The sequence below is a fragment of the Sphingomonas sp. genome (genome assembly GCF_045810705.1).
Taxonomy (GTDB): domain Bacteria; phylum Pseudomonadota; class Alphaproteobacteria; order Sphingomonadales; family Sphingomonadaceae; genus Sphingomicrobium.
Map to the genome: position 1 here is coordinate 82667 of NZ_JBJMVI010000008.1, position 13025 is coordinate 95691.

Consider the following 13025-nt stretch of genomic DNA (forward strand, 5'->3'; position numbering starts at 1 on the left):
GGTTCAACGCGCCGACGGCAGTGTCGCTCCTCGGCCGGGTTCAGCGTTGGCTCGTGGCGGCCGCCGCAGCCTGAGCCGCGGCCGCCTGCGCTGCCGCCGCTTTGGCCTTTGCCGCCTTGTCGGCTTCCGCTTCCTCGCGCTGCTTCTTGGCCTGGAGGTAGAGCTGATACTCGCTCGATGTGGGCTGAGTGACGAACATGCTCCCGACCTCCTGGCCCTTGGACAGCCGGTCGGCCATGGTCGCAAGCGCCGTCGCGGCGGTGAATATGTCGATTGTCGGCTGACCCCGGCAGCCCATCGGCCCGACGGTCGCGCAGCTATGGTCGACATAGGTCTCGTGCGGATTGTGCGGCCGGCCCGCCTCGCCCTGCTTCTTCAGGCGCCGCGCGGCGAGCACATCGGGGTCGAGCCGATAGCCCTGCGGGCGTAACGCGCAGACAATAATTTCGCGGGAATTGGGGTCGGGGGCAGCCGGGGTCGTGCATTCCTTCTTTGCCGCAGCGGCCGCTTCGACCTTCGGCGGCGAGGCCGAGGGGCCATCAACCTGGGGAGTGGCCGCGGCCTGGGCGAGAAGCACGAGCGCGACGGGCAGGCCGATTGGCATTGGCTCTATTCTCCCGCCTAGGCTTGCGCGGCAATGAACGGCGCGACCGTGGGTAAACTTACCTATTGCAACGCGGCTCAAAAGAGCGCGTTGGCACTGCGGTCCGTAACGGACTCAAATAGGAGGAGCAGCCACATGCGTGCGTTGCTTGGTCTCGCGGCGCTTGGCGCCGCCGCATTAGCTTCATCCGCTTATGCTCAACACTTCAGCATATCGAGCTTTGGTTCCTCATCCGCCGCGCCTCGGGTTACGACGATGCCGGAACGTGGGCATCACCGCGATGGCCGCTTCGAGGGGCACGTCCACAGGGGCGTGCCGCCGGCGGCGTTGGCCTACGGCTACGGCTACGGCGGTTACAACGACTATGGCGACTTCGACGGCAACCGCGGCTTCGATCCCGACAAATGGAACGATTGGTGGCACGATCGGCCCGAGCGCGCCTTTCCCCGCTGGATGAGCCACAACAATGATTGCGCCCGGCGCTGGTACAGTGGCGACGTCCTGACTTGCTGAGCGGGCGCGGCGCCTCACAGGTTCGCCGGAAGAACACAAATTACAAATCGCAACCGTGTCGGTTCGCGAACGTTTGCCTCCTGCAAGGCGTTTTCCAACCTTGATGGAGGATCATATGCGCAGGACAATGATGACGCTGCTGGCGTCGATCGCGGTGCTGGGCGGCTGCAACACGGTCCGGGGCGTGGGCGCCGATATCGAATCCGTAGCCAATGCTTTTGACCCGAACGTCCATTACGCAGTGTGCGGCAGCTACGGCGTGCTCGACCGCAACGGCGACGGCCGGATCAGCCGCGCCGAATGGCTGGCCTACGGACCGGCCGAGTTCGCCAGCTGGGACCTCAACCACAATGGCCGCATCGGCAAGGGTGAGTTCTCGAGCTGCTGGTATGGCGGCGGCTTCTATTCGGGCTACAACCGCGCCAATTGGGAGCCGGCGTTCGCCGCGCTCGACCTCAACGGCGATGGTGTGATCACGCAGAATGAATTCTTCAGCGGTGCCGCCTGGGCGCGGCTCGACCCGAATAATACGGGCGTGATTACCGCTTGGCCGTGGTCGTAGGCGCCGGAAGCAGCGCGTAAGTGCGGCGAAAGGCTTGCTCCTCGGCGGCGCTATAGGCGCTGTCGGCGGCCTTTGGGGCCGGGTCGGCGACACCGGTGACGAAGTAAGCGACTCCACGGCCGCGTGAGCGGTCGAGCCAAAGACCGCCCTTCATGCCGTAGGCATCACCGGCATGGCCGACGAGGACCGCGCCGCGCGTGCCCATGTCGTCGCCGCAGCCGGGAACCTTGTTCGGGATCCGGTGGGTGCCGTTGCCGGCGCTGCAGTAAAAGCCGCCTTCGGTTGCGCCATTGGTTCCATCGAAGCGCCACGTCTGGGCCAGGAGCAGCTCGACGGCCCGCGGTGAAAGAAGGCGGACCCCGCCGAGCGCGCCGCCGTTCAGCAGCATCCGGCCAATGCGCGCGAGGCCACGGGCGGAGATGCGCAGGCCGCCCTGCGGTGCGAACAATGCACCGTTCTCGCCCAGGCGCCAAAGCTTGAGGTCGCAGGACGCGCCCTCCTTGACGAACACCGGGCAGTCGGGGCGGCGGCCATGGAGATCGTCCTTGACCGGCTTGCCGCCTGGCTCGTCGAGCTCGACGGCGCGAGCCACCGCCGCGTCGCTGCAGGTCGGCCAGTTGAAGCACGCGTCGAGCTTCATCGGATCGAGAATGGCGCGTCGCATCCAGATGTCGAAGCGCTCGCCGGTGACCTTCTCGATGATCGAGCCGATGATCGGGTAGTTGAAATTGACGTAAGCGAATACATTGTCGCCCGGGCCGTGCTGGCTGTCCCAGTTTCTGGGGTCGCTGAGCGCCTGCCGCAGCGTCTCGCCGAGAGGGATCACATAATCGTCGTCATGCTCGCGCACGGAGCTGGTGTGCGCCAGGAGCATCGACAGCGTAATCGGGCGGCCGGGGAAGTTGGGGTTGCGCAAGCTCCAGCCGAGCCAGCGCGAGACGTCGCTTGAGAGGTCGAGCCTGCCGTCGTCGACCAGCTTCATGACGCCGATTGCCGTGACCATCTTGCTTACCGAGGCGACGCGGACCGGGTCGTCGATCGTCACTCTCCGTCCGCTCTGTGGATCGGCAATTCCATCGGCGAAGCTCACAATGTCGCCGTTACGATCGAAAGCGACCCCGACCTCGGCATGCGCCGCCGGCACAGCGGTCGAAACCGTCGCGCAGCCCGCGAGAGAAAGTATCGAGAGCAAGCTCAGCAGGCGCACAGGTCAAGACTAAGCGCAGTTCGCTTCCTCGGCCACAACAAGAGGAGTATTAGGCCCGCTTCCTCAACCAAGGGGGTTAGCCATGAGGATCGTCACTTTCGCAGCAGTTGCAGCATTTGCGTTCACCGGCGTCGCCGCCAACGCCGCAACCCCGCTCCAGAAAGAAACCGCTGTCTGGCAGGCGTTCAAGGACAAGAAGGCGGATGCATTCGGCGCGATGTTCGCGCCCACTTATGTCGGTCTCTATGAGGACGGCGCCGCGACCAAAGCCAAGGAACTGGACCACCTCAAGAATGACAAGCTTGAAAGCTTCAAGATTACCAATTTCGCTAGCCGGATGATCGATCCCGACGACATGTTGATGACCTATTCCGTCGACGTGAAGGGCATGGCGGGCAAGGACGACATGTCGGGCAAGTACCAGGCCGCAACGCTGTGGCATCGCACCGGCAACAAGTGGCTCGGGGTCTACCACACCGAGATCAAAGCCAAGTAGGGCCGGGAGCGCCGGCGCCCGCGCTTCGTTTCCTCCACAAGGAAGCGTAAGGCGTCGGCATGGCGGACGATACGAAATCGGGGAGCGCGATCCCGACGCTCGAGGATTGGCAGCACTGGACGCTGGTGATGGGCCGCGCACAGCAGATGCTGATGGAGTTCTGGGCGGAGAGCCTGAACAAGGACCAGCCTTTTCCCGCATGGTCGCCGCCAGCCTTCGGATTCGGCGAGGCGCAGGGCGCGAGCGACCCGATGGCGCTGATGAGCGCCGGCGCACAGGCCTGGGCCAAGGGCCTCGAGACCTGGGGCAAGATGCTCGGCGGGGTTACTGCGACGCCGGCGCCTGAGGAGAAAGAGCGCAAGGATCGCCGCTTCGCCGCGCCCGAGTGGCGCGAGAACCCGATCTTCGAAACGATCCGGCAGACCTATTTGCGCGTGTCGGACCAGCTGCTCGGGACGGTCGACGAAGTCGACGGCCTCGATCCCGACGCGCGCGAGAAGCTGCGCTTCGCGACCCGCAGCTTCGTCGACGCGATGAGCCCGTCCAACTTCGCGCTGACCAACCCGCAGGTGCTGAAGCGCACGCTCGAGACCCGCGGCGAGAACCTTCTCAAGGGCCTCGCCAACATGCTGAACGACATCGCGGCGGGACAGCTCACCCAAACCAAGCCCGGCGTGTTCGAGGTTGGGCGCAATTTAGCGACGACGCCGGGGAAGGTGATCAAGCAGACGCCGCTCTACCAGCTGATCCAGTACACGCCGACTACGGATGAAGTGCTGACAACGCCGGTCGTCATCTTCCCGCCATGGATCAACCGCTTCTACATCCTCGACCTCAGCCCGGAGAAAAGTCTCGTCAAATGGTGCGTCGACGCGGGAATCAGCTTGTTCATGGTGAGCTGGAAGTCGGCCGACGAGAGCATCGCCGACGCGACGCTCGACGATTATGTGTTGAAAGGCCAGGTCGACGCGATCGACGCGGTACGCGAGCTCCTTGGCGTGCCGGGCGTCCATGCCGTCGGCTATTGCGTCGCCGGCACGACGCTGGCGGCCACGCTCGCCTATCTCGACGCCAAGGGCGAGGCGGAGAAGGTCCGCTCAGCGACCTTCCTCACCGCGCAGGTCGATTTCGCCGAGGCCGGCGACCTCAAGCTGTTCACCGGGCCCGAGACGATGGGGCTGCTCGACAAACTGACCGCGGAGAAAGGCTATCTTGACGGCCGCTACATGGCCGCGACGTTCAACCTGCTGCGCGGTCGCGACCTCATCTGGAATTACGTCGTCAACAATTACCTGCTCGGCGAGGAGCCGCCGCCGTTCGACCTGCTTCACTGGAACAGCGATACAACCAACCTTCCCGCGGGCTGGCACCGCGACTATCTCGAGACGCTCTACAAGGGGAACAGGCTCGCCGAATCCGGCGCGATCAAAGTCGCCGGGACGCCGATCGATATCGAGCGGGTGAAGACGCCGTCCTACATCCAGGCCGGCCGCGAGGACCATATCGCGCCGCCGCAGAGCGTGTGGAAGATCATGGACCATTTCGCCGGGCCGAAACGGTTCGTGCTCGCCGGCTCGGGGCATATTGCGGGCGTGGTGAACCCGCCGGCCGCGCAGAAATATCAATACTGGGTCAACGAACAGCCGTGCGGCACGCTCCAGTCGTTCATCGACGGCGCGACCGAGCACAAAGGCAGCTGGTGGCCGGACTGGCTCGAGTGGCTCAAGAAACAGGACGGTGAGACGGTGGAGGCCGCGGGCGCGCGTATGCCCGGCAAGGGCAAGCTCAAGCCGATCGAGGACGCGCCGGGAGCCTATGTGAAATCGCGCTGACGCCTAGCAGTTTTCATATTTCCAGTTGCGCCGCTTGCCTTCGCTTAGCCACTCGATCGCGCTTGCGATGCGCTTGTGGCGCGTCGCGTCCTGCCTGGCTTCGGCAATCCACTCCAAATATTCGCGCCGCGCGCTTGGCGGGAACGCCTCGAGGTTCGCCTTCGCCGGCGGTGCCTTGTCGAGGGCGGCAGCGAAGTCCGGATGGAGTTCCGGCGGCGGTTTGGGCGCATGCTTGGCCTTTCGCTGCGCAGGGGTCTTCGCCGCCAGTTCCGCCGCTTCACGGATCAGCCGGTCGAGCTCATCGTCGTTCGGTAGCTCGTCGACCGACTGGATTCTACCGAATTGACCCATCGCGCCAACGGACGAATGGCTGGATTCGAGTTCCTGGCCCCGCCAGAAATTCACCGCCGCATGCGCTTTGAAGGCCGCGGTGATCAGCACGATTTTCCCGCTCATGGTGTAAGCGGGCATGCTCCATTTGATGGTCTCTTCGGCATCCGGAAGGACGGCATGAACGCGGTTCCGGACCTTCTCGAGTATGGGCCGGGCGAAGGGCTGTGCCTTGGCGATATAGGCGTCGATGCGCGGTTCGCGGCTCAGAATATGCCGCCTCCAATCACCAGGCGGATGACGCCGACGGCAATCACCAGCAGGTTGAGGTTTCGGCCGGCGGTGCCGCGCGAAATCAGTCCGACCGCCGCGCCGATGATTGCCAGCGGGATGATCAGCCAGTTGAGCCAGCCGAGCAGCGGCAGAAAGGCGACGAGCGCGCAGATCAGCGCGACGAAGCCGATGGTCAGCGAGGCGACATTGAACATGGTTTCAGCCTATCATCATTCGGGGGCCTGCGGCAGCCGCGGCGCGCGGAGCATGGCGGTGACGTAAAGCCCGAGTGCGATCCAGATCGCCGGGAAAGCGATTACGTGGACCGCCTTGAGCGGCTCGCCGTACAAAACGGCAATCAGGAACTGGAGCGTCGGCGCGATGAACTGGAGCATCCCGAGGGTCGAATAAGGAAGGCGCTTGGATGCGGCGGTGAACAGGAGCAGGGGCGTGGTCGAGACGATCCCCGCGAGAAGTAGCAAGCCGGTCAGCGCGTTGGTCGAGCCCATGATCGAAGCGCCGGTCGAATGACGCCAGGCGAGCCACACCAGCGCAAGCGGGCACAGGATCAGTGTCTCGATGCCCAGGCCCGTGATCGCATTGGCCGCAACGACTTTGCGCAACAGGCCGTACAGCGCGAACGTCCCGCACAGCGTCAGGCTGATCCACAATTGCCCGAGCGCTCCCGCGGCGAGGACGGAAATCCCGGCAGCCGCGATCGCGACGGCGGTCCACTGAAGTCGGTTCAACTTCTCGTGGAGCACGAAGCGGCCGAGGAGCACGTTGGCGATCGGATTGAGATAATAGCCGAAGCTTGCGGCGAGCAGGTGCCCGCTGTTCACCGCGTAAACGTAGAGGAGCCAATTGCCGCCGATCAGCAAGGCGGTGACGGCGAGGGTCCCGAGCGTCGTCCGGTCGCTGATCGCCTCGCGGACCTTCGGCCAGCCCCGCGAGAGGGCAATCAGCAAGGCGAGGAACGGCAGCGACCAGAGCACGCGATGCGCGACGATGTCGACCGGCGCGACAGCGCGGACTGCCTTGAAGTAGAGCGGCAGAACGCCCCACAGCGCATAAGCGAGAAGTCCCAGCGCAAAGCCGGTCCGCGTATGTTGGGTCGAAGTCCGGTTCGCGTTCATCGTGGGTGGGCCTAGCGGCGGTGAAGCCTGCACGAAAGAAGCTGGTAAGCGGCGCGTTGGTTGAAACCGGTCCGTGCGGATGTCAGTTAGGAGCGGCGGCTGCAGAGGAGGGCTGCTTTCCCCGTGGCGCGACTTGGCACCTTGATTCTCGCGACCGCGGCAATTGCCGCGGTACTGACCGGCTGCGAGACGGCCAGGTCTCGACTGCCGCCCGCGGTGCGCCCGAGTGTCGAGGTCGGCCCGCCGCTCAAGTCGGAGGCATGGAAAGCGCTCGCCACTGCGGAGGACAAGGACCGTATCGCGCGGCTCGGCCTCGCCTGGCAGGAGGCGCTCGCGGATGCGGCCAAATCCAATGCCGCGGACATCCGTCGCGACGGCAAGCTTCTGCTGCCCCGGTCGGCCTTGCCGCGACCGCAGCCGACGCCGGGCAGCTACAATTGCCGGCTGATCAAGCTCGGCAAGGCGACAACCAGCGGCAAGCCCTACGAAACCTTCAAGCCGTTCTTCTGCTATGTCGAGGTCGAGGGCGACCTGCTGACCATCGTCAAGCAGACCGGCAGCCAGCGGCCCGCCGGCCGCTTGTGGGAGGATGACGATCCGACGCGGCTGGTGTTCCTCGGCAGCCTCGCATTGGCCAGTGAGGATCAACCGCTGGCCTATGGCGACGATCCCAAGCGCAACATGGCCGGCGTTCTGGAGCGCATCGGACCGTTCCGGTGGCGGCTGGTGATCCCCTGGCCACAAGGCACTTCGAAGCTCGACGTGTTCGAGCTGACGCCGGTGGACTTCACCCAGCAGCCGCAATGAGCGAAGCGGGGCTGCTCGCCGATCCCGGCGAGGTGCGCGCGATCCTGGTCGCCTCGGCGCAGGCCGGCCAGGCGATCAGCTATTCCGAGGTGCTGGAGTTGCTCGGCCATCACTTCACCCGCCCCAAGATGCGCGCTCTGTGCAAGGTCCTGAGCTTCGTCGACGATGAGGCAGAGGCGCGCGGAGAGCCCGAGCTTGCGGTGCTCGTGGTGCGTCAGTCTGACGGGCTGCCGGGCCAGGGCTGGTGGGTCGGCGGGGCGAAGAAGCACGGCTTTACCGGCCTGTGGAACGGACCGAAGGCGGCGAAGCTGATCCGCAAGATCCAGGGACAAGCGTTCGATTATTGGGCGGGACGCGACGCCTAGCATTCGCTAATCGCCCGACCGTGATTGATGTGCGCACCTTTATTGTCGACGACGACGACGACGGTATCCGGCTGGACCGCTGGTTCAAGCGGCACTTGCCCGACGTCAGTTTCAACCTCGTCTCGCGCTGGGCGAGGACGGGGCAGCTGCGGCTCGGCGGCAAGCGCGCGGTGCCGGGCGATCGCGTGGAGGCCGGGCAGGAAATCCGCGTGCCGCCGCTGGAAAGCGCGCCGGCCCGGGCGCGTCCGCAGACCAAGCGCAATCCGCTGACCGAGGACGAGGCGCAATTCGTCCGCGACCTGGTGATCTACGAAGATCCGAACGCATTCGTGTTCAACAAGCCGCCCGGGCTGGCGACGCAAGGCGGCACGAAGACCCACGAGCATCTCGACCGGCTGCTTGACGGCCTCAGCGATGAAGGCGGACGGCCCAAGCTCGTCCACCGGCTGGACAAGGACACGTCCGGCGCCCTGCTGGTCGCGCGCAGCGCCCGCTCGGCGGGTCATTTCGCCAAGGCATTCTCGGGCCGCACCGCGCGCAAGGTCTATTGGGCGCTCGTCGTCGGCGTGCCCGATGCCGACGAGGGTATGATCGATGCGCCGCTTGCCAAGCAGCCCGGGACCGGCGGTGAGAAGATGCATATCAGCGAAGAGCATGGGCTGCCGGCGAAGACGCGGTGGCGGGTCATCGACCGCGCCGGCAACCGCGCCGCCTGGGTCGAGCTCCAGCCGCTGACCGGCCGGACGCACCAGCTGCGTGCGCACATGGCGGCGATCGGCCATTCGATCGTAGGCGATGCCAAATATGGCGGGAGCGATGCCTTCCTGACCGGCGGCATCAGCCGCAAGCTTCATCTCCATGCGCGGCGCATCCAGATCGACGCGCCCGATGGCGGCAAGATCGACGTGACGGCCGAGCTTCCGGCGCATTTTGCCGAAAGCCTGGCAATGCTCGGCTTCAGCCCGCTGGCCGGCGATTCGCTGGCGCTCGATCAGCCCAAGGCATCGCCGGCGGCGAAGCAGCGAAAGATCGCCGCGGCGGCCAAAACACGGCGGCGCGAGCGGCGCGGCGAGCGGCGAGCGCGTGGTTCCGAGAGCAAGTCCCGAGGCAAGCGCTGATGCATCCGAATGCCGCGTTTCACTGGACGGATCGAACCGAGATGCTCGATTTTGTGAGCGTTCGTTCGTTCGCGCACATCTTTACGGCGTCAGCCGTGGCACTGTTCGCGGTCCATGCGCCGGTGATCGTGCGCAATGGCCGGATCTGGTTCCATGTCGCGAGGCGCAATCGTATCGCCAACCAGCTCGACGGTCGCCGCGCGTTGGTCAGCGTTTCTGGACGCGAAGGCTATCAAAGCGCGAATTGGTATGCTTCGGAGGATCAGGTTCCGACCTGGCATTATGAGGCGGTCGAGATCGAGGGTACGGTTCGGCAGCTGTCGGGCGAAGAACTAATCTCGCTCGTCGATCAATTGTCAGACGTGATGGAAGGCCGTCATTCGCCCGACAAGCCATGGACGCGAGCGAAGATGGCGCCCGGCAAGTTCGAAGCCATGACCAAAGCCATCGTCGGCTTTGAACTCGAACCGGTTGAAGTTCGCGGGACTCGCAAGTTCAACCAGCACAAGAACGAAGAGGATCGTGCAGCGACGATTGCCGGTCAGCGCGGCGCCGGCCGCGACGATATCGTCGCGGCAATCGAGGAATTGGCGCCGCGTGACAAATAGGCTGGCGATCTTCGATTGCGACGGCACGCTGGTTGACAGCGGCGCGACGATCTACGCGGCGCTGAAGGCGAGCATGGAGCAGAACGGGCTCGATGTGCCGCCGCCGAGCGTCAGCCGCCGCGTCATCGGCCTCAGCCTCATCGAAGCGATGGCCGCCCTGCTTCCCGACGCCACGCCCGAGCAGCACTTCAAGCTGGCCGAGGATTACAAGCGCGCCTTCATGGAGTTGCGCACCGCCGGTCTAGTCGACGAGCCGCTGTTCGACGGGGTGCTCGAACTGCTCGATGCGCTGGAGAAGGACGGCTGGCTGCTCGCAGTCGCCACGGGCAAATCGGACCGCGGGCTCAGGCATTGCCTGGAGCAGCATGCGATCCATGCGCGCTTCGTCTCGCTCCAGACCGCCGACCGGCACCCATCCAAGCCGCATCCATCGATGGTCGACCAGGCCATTGCCGAGGCCGGAGCGTCGCCGGCAACGACGATCGTCGTCGGCGATACCAGCTTCGACATGGCGATGGCGGTCAATGCCGGCGCGACGGGCATCGGCGCCGGCTGGGGCTATCATGAAGCCGACGAATTGCTCGAGGCGGGGGCTGTCGCGGTCGCCAATCAGCCGGTGGACGTCCTGAGCTTGATCCGGGAGCATGCCGATGGATGACGAGGCCGCGCGGCGACGCTTGTTGCTCTACTCGCTCGCGCGCTTTGGCGGGCTCGCGATCTTCATCCTCGGGATCGCGATCTTCTACACCGACCTGGTTCGTCCCGGCGGCTGGCCGCAGGTCGGGGCAATCGTCGCGATCATCGGGGTGATCGACGCCATGTTCGTCCCGAGGCTATTGAAGAAAGCGTGGGACGAGCGGGACCGGCTCGACCGGTGAAGCGCTTCTGGAAGGACGTCGCAGTCGAACCGGACGGCGACGGCTGGGCGATCAAGCTAGACGGCAAAGCGATGAAGACTCCTGGCCGGGCTCCGATGGTGGTGCCGGTCGAGCGCCTGGCGCACGCGATGGCGGAGGAGTGGCGGGTGGTTAGTGTAACCGTCGATCCGCGCGCCATGCCGATCACCGGCCTTGCCAATGCGGCAATCGACCATGTGGCGCCGGATCCCCGAAGATTCGCGGAAGGACTCGGGCGCTACGCCGAGGCTGATCTCGCGTGCTACCGCGTCGAGGGTCCAAGCGCGCTGGTCGGTCGGCAGGAAGAGCGGTGGGACAAGCTGCTGGCGTGGGCGCGACGACGCTACGACGTGGACTTCGTCATCACCTCGGGACTTATTCACGTCGCTCAGCCGCCGGCGACGGTCGAGCGCCTGTCGCACGCGCTTGCCGCGCTCGATCCATTTCGCCTCGCCGGCCTGTCCCCGCTGGTGACGATCGGAGGCTCGCTCGTTGCCGCTTTGGCGGTGTTGGAGAAGGCCATTACCGCGGAAGAGGCGTGGGAGGCTGTGAGCGTCGACGAACGGTGGCAACTTGAACAATGGGGCTCCGACCAGGAGGCCGAGGCGGCCATGGAGAACCGTCGAGGCGACTTCCTCGCCGCTGCGAGGTTCCTCGACCTTCTCGACTAGTGCGCGGGGCCGATGAGGTCGCGAACGAAGGTCACCAGGCCGATCCGCCGCGTGCGCTTCAGCCGTTCGGCGGCGACGATCGCGCGCACCTGCGCAACGCACTGGTCCATGTCGCGGTTGACCAGGACATACTCATATTCGGGCCAGTGGCTGATCTCCGAGGCCGCCCGCGACATTCGGTCGGCGATCACTTCGTCGCTGTCGGTGCCGCGGCTACGCAATCGGTGCTCGAGCTCGTTCATCGAAGGCGGCAGGATGAAGATCGAGACGAGATCCTCGCCCATTGCGGCTTCGAGCTGCTGCGTCCCTTGCCAATCGATGTCGAACAGGATGTCGCGGCCCTCGCGCAGCGCGTCCTTCACCGGAGCCTTGGGCGTTCCGTAGCGATAGCCGAACACCGGGGCCCATTCGACGAAATCGCCCTCGTCGATCATCGCGTCGAAGCCGGCATCGTCGACGAAATGATAGTCGAGGTCGTCGACCTCTCCCGGGCGTTTGGGCCGCGTCGTCGCCGACACGGACATCGTCACGTCCTTGTCCGATTCCAGCAACATCCGGGCGATAGTGGACTTGCCGGCGCCCGAGGGGGACGAAAGCACGATGAGAAGGCCGCGGCGCTGACGGGTCGGTTGGTCCATGGCCGACCTTGCTTCGGTCGAGCCGTGCACGTCAAGCGACCCAATGGTGCAGTGCACAAAAAAGCTCTTGAAATGCCGCAACGCACCCTATATTGTGCAGTGCAGCATATTTGAAGGAATGAGTAATGGCAGAAGAAACCAAGGTAGAAGCTGAGGTCGCCCGGAAAGCGGCCGCCGAAGCTCCCGCCAAGGTCGCAGAAGCGGTCGCCGCTACCGTCGAGACGGTGGTCAAGGAGAGCGCGAAGACTGCCAACCGCACTCATGTCGCCGCCACTCGCCGCGTGAAGCGTGAGCGTGTGGCTCGCAAGACGGTCGCCAAGGCTGCGACCCGTCGCACTGTTCGCAAAACCCGTACGGCCGCGCGCAAGAGCGCCGCTGCACCCAAGCAAAGGACCCAGACCATGACCAAGAATATCTTCAACGGCATCGATGCCATTCCGGCGTTCGCGCCGTTCCAGACGATCCTGACCGAGGCCAATGAGCGTAGCCAGGACCTGGTGAAGCGCAGCCAGAAGGTCGCCGGGGAGCTCGCCGACCTCGCCCGCGCCAACGTCGAGGCGGTCGTCGAGGCCGGCCGCGTCGCCACCGAGGGTGCGCGCTCGATCGGCCAGGACGTTGTCGCCAAGCAGCGTGACGGCTTCGAGCAGGCCGCGGACGCGATCCGTTCGCTCGCCGAAGCCAAGTCGCCGACCGAATATCTGCAGCTGCAGGGCGATTTCGCCCGCGCTTCGTTCGACCGTGCGGTCGCCGAGAGCTCGCGCCTGACCGAGTCGCTGGTGAAGCTCGCCGGTGAGGCGTTCCAGCCGCTTTCGAACCGCGCGTCGGCCAATGCCGAGCGTTTCAATACCCTCGTTGCCTGACCCTCTCCCCTCCTAAGTTAGGCAACGACTGTTGGCGGCCGCTCCAGTAACGGGGCGGCCGCCTTTTTTTTACCACTCTGCTGCTTATTGACGCCTTGCCGCGTTTCCG

At 65.2% G+C, this 13025-nt stretch carries 18 protein-coding genes; 12 read left to right on the top strand and 6 right to left on the bottom strand.

Features of this window, described 5'->3' with window-relative positions:
* Positions 1 to 40: 40 nt before the first annotated feature.
* Entirely contained in the window at positions 41 to 604 is a 564-nt protein-coding gene (locus tag ACJ8FR_RS03755) for a hypothetical protein (protein ID WP_407827278.1), read from the bottom strand.
* A gap of 135 nt (positions 605 to 739) precedes the next feature.
* Between ACJ8FR_RS03755 and ACJ8FR_RS03760 the strand changes: the two genes are divergently transcribed.
* Together ACJ8FR_RS03760 and ACJ8FR_RS03765 are read left to right on the top strand one after the other, a co-directional pair.
* On the top strand, positions 740 to 1117 hold the full coding sequence (locus ACJ8FR_RS03760) for a hypothetical protein (protein WP_407827279.1): 378 nt from the start codon (positions 740 to 742) through the stop codon (positions 1115 to 1117).
* A 115-nt stretch (positions 1118 to 1232) separates the two neighbouring features.
* The gene (locus ACJ8FR_RS03765; RefSeq protein ID WP_407827280.1) at positions 1233 to 1679 is read left to right on the top strand and encodes an EF-hand domain-containing protein; all 447 of its coding nucleotides are present in this window, start codon (positions 1233 to 1235) and stop codon (positions 1677 to 1679) included.
* On the opposite strand, the gene ACJ8FR_RS03770 is transcribed toward ACJ8FR_RS03765, so the two are convergent.
* Positions 1657 to 2886 (bottom strand): serine hydrolase domain-containing protein, encoded by a 1230-nt coding sequence (locus ACJ8FR_RS03770; protein ID WP_407827281.1) that lies wholly within the window; start codon positions 2884 to 2886, stop codon positions 1657 to 1659. The two genes, ACJ8FR_RS03765 and ACJ8FR_RS03770, sit on opposite strands and share 23 nt — an antisense overlap.
* Positions 2887 to 2968: 82 nt before the next feature.
* Here ACJ8FR_RS03770 and ACJ8FR_RS03775 point away from each other — a divergent pair, with 82 nt between their 5' ends.
* Entirely contained in the window at positions 2969 to 3382 is a 414-nt protein-coding gene (locus ACJ8FR_RS03775; RefSeq protein WP_407827282.1) for a nuclear transport factor 2 family protein, read from the top strand.
* Between the two features lie 59 nt (positions 3383 to 3441).
* Positions 3442 to 5214 (top strand): PHA/PHB synthase family protein, encoded by a 1773-nt coding sequence (locus ACJ8FR_RS03780; RefSeq protein ID WP_407827283.1) that lies wholly within the window; start codon positions 3442 to 3444, stop codon positions 5212 to 5214.
* 3 nt (positions 5215 to 5217) lie between these two features.
* On the opposite strand, the gene ACJ8FR_RS03785 is transcribed toward ACJ8FR_RS03780, so the two are convergent.
* The 3 genes from ACJ8FR_RS03785 to rarD are packed head-to-tail and all read right to left on the bottom strand — an operon-like array spanning position 5218 to position 6953.
* The gene (locus tag ACJ8FR_RS03785; RefSeq protein ID WP_407827411.1) at positions 5218 to 5817 is read right to left on the bottom strand and encodes a YdeI/OmpD-associated family protein; all 600 of its coding nucleotides are present in this window, start codon (positions 5815 to 5817) and stop codon (positions 5218 to 5220) included.
* Positions 5811 to 6032 carry a hypothetical protein gene (locus ACJ8FR_RS03790; RefSeq protein ID WP_407827284.1) on the bottom strand — a complete coding sequence of 74 codons (222 nt, stop codon included), beginning with the start codon at positions 6030 to 6032 and terminating at the stop codon, positions 5811 to 5813. The genes ACJ8FR_RS03785 and ACJ8FR_RS03790 overlap by 7 nt, the downstream gene beginning before the upstream one ends.
* Positions 6033 to 6047: 15 nt before the next feature.
* Positions 6048 to 6953 carry an EamA family transporter RarD gene (gene rarD, locus ACJ8FR_RS03795; protein WP_407827285.1) on the bottom strand — a complete coding sequence of 302 codons (906 nt, stop codon included), beginning with the start codon at positions 6951 to 6953 and terminating at the stop codon, positions 6048 to 6050.
* 123 nt (positions 6954 to 7076) lie between these two features.
* On the opposite strand from rarD, the gene ACJ8FR_RS03800 reads away from it, so the two are divergent.
* From ACJ8FR_RS03800 to ACJ8FR_RS03830, 7 genes are read left to right on the top strand one after another with little or no spacing between them, the layout of a single operon-like run.
* The gene (locus ACJ8FR_RS03800) at positions 7077 to 7760 is read left to right on the top strand and encodes a DUF4893 domain-containing protein (protein ID WP_407827286.1); all 684 of its coding nucleotides are present in this window, start codon (positions 7077 to 7079) and stop codon (positions 7758 to 7760) included.
* Entirely contained in the window at positions 7757 to 8125 is a 369-nt protein-coding gene (locus ACJ8FR_RS03805) for a ribose-phosphate pyrophosphokinase (protein ID WP_407827287.1), read from the top strand. Before ACJ8FR_RS03800 ends, ACJ8FR_RS03805 begins: the two co-directional genes overlap by 4 nt.
* A gap of 20 nt (positions 8126 to 8145) precedes the next feature.
* Positions 8146 to 9243: an RluA family pseudouridine synthase gene (locus ACJ8FR_RS03810; RefSeq protein ID WP_407827288.1), complete on the top strand. Its 1098-nt coding sequence runs from the start codon at positions 8146 to 8148 to the stop codon at positions 9241 to 9243.
* On the top strand, positions 9243 to 9851 hold the full coding sequence (locus tag ACJ8FR_RS03815) for an FMN-binding negative transcriptional regulator (RefSeq protein ID WP_407827289.1): 609 nt from the start codon (positions 9243 to 9245) through the stop codon (positions 9849 to 9851). Before ACJ8FR_RS03810 ends, ACJ8FR_RS03815 begins: the two co-directional genes overlap by 1 nt.
* Positions 9841 to 10509, top strand: coding sequence for an HAD-IA family hydrolase (locus tag ACJ8FR_RS03820; protein WP_407827290.1), 669 nt, complete (start codon positions 9841 to 9843; stop codon positions 10507 to 10509). The genes ACJ8FR_RS03815 and ACJ8FR_RS03820 overlap by 11 nt, the downstream gene beginning before the upstream one ends.
* Entirely contained in the window at positions 10502 to 10729 is a 228-nt protein-coding gene (locus tag ACJ8FR_RS03825; RefSeq protein WP_407827291.1) for a hypothetical protein, read from the top strand. Before ACJ8FR_RS03820 ends, ACJ8FR_RS03825 begins: the two co-directional genes overlap by 8 nt.
* Positions 10726 to 11418, top strand: coding sequence for an ATP12 family chaperone protein (locus tag ACJ8FR_RS03830; RefSeq protein ID WP_407827292.1), 693 nt, complete (start codon positions 10726 to 10728; stop codon positions 11416 to 11418). Before ACJ8FR_RS03825 ends, ACJ8FR_RS03830 begins: the two co-directional genes overlap by 4 nt.
* Here ACJ8FR_RS03830 and gmk read toward each other — a convergent pair.
* Complete coding sequence (gmk, locus tag ACJ8FR_RS03835) at positions 11415 to 12056, bottom strand: guanylate kinase (protein ID WP_407827293.1); 642 nt, start codon at positions 12054 to 12056, stop codon at positions 11415 to 11417. The genes ACJ8FR_RS03830 and gmk overlap by 4 nt on opposite strands.
* A gap of 125 nt (positions 12057 to 12181) precedes the next feature.
* Here gmk and ACJ8FR_RS03840 point away from each other — a divergent pair, with 125 nt between their 5' ends.
* Complete coding sequence (locus tag ACJ8FR_RS03840; protein WP_407827294.1) at positions 12182 to 12916, top strand: phasin family protein; 735 nt, start codon at positions 12182 to 12184, stop codon at positions 12914 to 12916.
* The last annotated feature ends 109 nt before the right edge of the window (positions 12917 to 13025 follow it).

What these genes read in the sequence shown, in the direction of transcription:
- ACJ8FR_RS03755 (WP_407827278.1), bottom strand. Translation starts at nt 604, where the DNA reads ATGCCAATCGGCCTGCCCGTCGCGCTCGTGCTTCTCGCCCAGGCCGCG.
- ACJ8FR_RS03760 (WP_407827279.1), top strand. Translation starts at nt 740, where the DNA reads ATGCGTGCGTTGCTTGGTCTCGCGGCGCTTGGCGCCGCCGCATTAGCT.
- ACJ8FR_RS03765 (WP_407827280.1), top strand. Translation starts at nt 1,233, where the DNA reads ATGCGCAGGACAATGATGACGCTGCTGGCGTCGATCGCGGTGCTGGGC.
- ACJ8FR_RS03775 (WP_407827282.1), top strand. Translation starts at nt 2,969, where the DNA reads ATGAGGATCGTCACTTTCGCAGCAGTTGCAGCATTTGCGTTCACCGGC.
- ACJ8FR_RS03780 (WP_407827283.1), top strand. Translation starts at nt 3,442, where the DNA reads ATGGCGGACGATACGAAATCGGGGAGCGCGATCCCGACGCTCGAGGAT.
- ACJ8FR_RS03790 (WP_407827284.1), bottom strand. Translation starts at nt 6,032, where the DNA reads ATGTTCAATGTCGCCTCGCTGACCATCGGCTTCGTCGCGCTGATCTGC.
- rarD (WP_407827285.1), bottom strand. Translation starts at nt 6,953, where the DNA reads ATGAACGCGAACCGGACTTCGACCCAACATACGCGGACCGGCTTTGCG.
- ACJ8FR_RS03805 (WP_407827287.1), top strand. Translation starts at nt 7,757, where the DNA reads ATGAGCGAAGCGGGGCTGCTCGCCGATCCCGGCGAGGTGCGCGCGATC.
- ACJ8FR_RS03815 (WP_407827289.1), top strand. Translation starts at nt 9,243, where the DNA reads ATGCATCCGAATGCCGCGTTTCACTGGACGGATCGAACCGAGATGCTC.
- ACJ8FR_RS03825 (WP_407827291.1), top strand. Translation starts at nt 10,502, where the DNA reads ATGGATGACGAGGCCGCGCGGCGACGCTTGTTGCTCTACTCGCTCGCG.
- gmk (WP_407827293.1), bottom strand. Translation starts at nt 12,056, where the DNA reads ATGGACCAACCGACCCGTCAGCGCCGCGGCCTTCTCATCGTGCTTTCG.
- ACJ8FR_RS03840 (WP_407827294.1), top strand. Translation starts at nt 12,182, where the DNA reads ATGGCAGAAGAAACCAAGGTAGAAGCTGAGGTCGCCCGGAAAGCGGCC.